Here is a 1,367-nt window from a genome sequence, read left to right on the forward strand (position 1 = left end):
GTGGTGTCCTTGCCGGGCGTCAGGGCCAGCTTGTTCACCTGCTCCGGGGCGGCGGTCCTGAAGGAGGCCCGCGCGCTGCCGCCCTCGTCCGTCGTCGCCTCGACCTTGTACGAGGTGCCGGGCGCCGCCTTGCGGTCCGAGGTCCAGGTGGTGCCGTTCGCGGCGACCTTGCCGGTGAGCTTCTCGCCCTTCGAGTCGGCGACCGTGACCTGCTTCAGCCTGCCGTCGGCCAGCGTCACCTTGACCGGGGAGCCCGCCTTGGCCTGCTTGCCCTGCAGGTTGACGGATATGTCCGGCTTGTCGGCCGCCGTGTCGGCGGACGCGGGGGTGCTGCCCGAACAGGCGGTCAGCGCGGCGGCCAGTGCCGCCAGGCCGGCGGCCGTGACCGCGGCCCCGGTGTGGCGCGTGCGTAGGGGGCGGCGGCGACTCGGCGAGCTCAGGGGCCTCAAGGGAACGTACCTCCGTGCGAATGTGGAACTGCACGGAGAGAGGGACAAAGGTCCCGGTGGGTTGCCTGTTGCCCCGAATTGCCGAATAGGTCACAGAGGCCGGGTCTGAGCCGGTGTGGATGCCGGCACTCGGTGAGTGGGGACCTACTTGGCGCGATGAGACGTGCGCGCCGGCGTGATCGCGGGGGCAGGTGCCTGAGCGGCGCGCGTGACGTCCCCGACCAGCTCCACGACGTCGGGACCGTACGCCTGGGAGTTCACGACCTTCAGGAGCAGGACGAAGGTGTTGCCGCCGTGCTTGCGGGCGAGGCGCTCGTGGTGCCGGGCGAGATAGCGGGTCGCCGCCTGGTTGGTGATCGCGCGCTGGCCGCAGAAGACGAAGACGGGTCTCGCCTCCTCGCCCTGACCCGCGGTGAGCCGCGCCAGGATCACGTACTCCGTGATGCCGCCGTCCATGCGGTACCGCTCGCTGCCGATCTGGAACGCCCCGCGGTCGGGACCCGGCTCCGGCTCCGTGTTGATGCGGACGCCGGGCAGCAGGGAGTGCATGTGCGCGGCCATGCGGCGGTTGGCCGTCGGGGAGCCCACGCAGAATTCCGTGCGTTCGCCGAAGCTCTGCTGGGCCGCGTCGTGCGCGACGAGCTGGGCGTGCGCCCCGCAGTCCTTGATCAGCGCGGCCAGTTCGAGGAGCGCGAACACGTCGTGGCGCACGACGGTGAGCTCGGGGCCGCCCGCCTCGCGGTTCACCACGAGCAGCGACTCGGAGTTGTCGGGCAGCCCGAAGAAGGCCTGCTTGCGGCGGAGCTTGCGCCGCCAGAGGTAGGTACGGGCGAGCCAGCCCAGCACGGCCCCGAGGCCGGCCGCGATCAGGCCGAGGACGATATTGCGCACGTCTTCAGTCATGGGGGCGCATGCTAG

General features: G+C 71.3%; 2 protein-coding genes. Both read right to left on the reverse strand.

From position 1 onward, the window contains the following. Positions 1-449 (reverse strand): Ig-like domain-containing protein (locus ACZ5CR_RS45370; RefSeq protein WP_468869583.1); only part of this gene is annotated, 449 nt, incomplete at its 3' end. Positions 450-593: 144 nt separating this feature from the next. Further along, positions 594-1,352, reverse strand: a complete 759-nt coding sequence (locus ACZ5CR_RS45375; protein WP_468869585.1) for a hypothetical protein — start codon at positions 1,350-1,352, stop codon at positions 594-596. Positions 1,353-1,367 lie beyond the last annotated feature (15 nt).

Source organism: Streptomyces sp. NPDC031274 (genome assembly GCF_055570235.1).

Excerpts from the sequence above, each read along its gene's own strand:
- ACZ5CR_RS45375 (WP_468869585.1), bottom strand. The coding sequence starts at position 1,352 with ATGACTGAAGACGTGCGCAATATCGTCCTCGGCCTGATCGCGGCCGGC.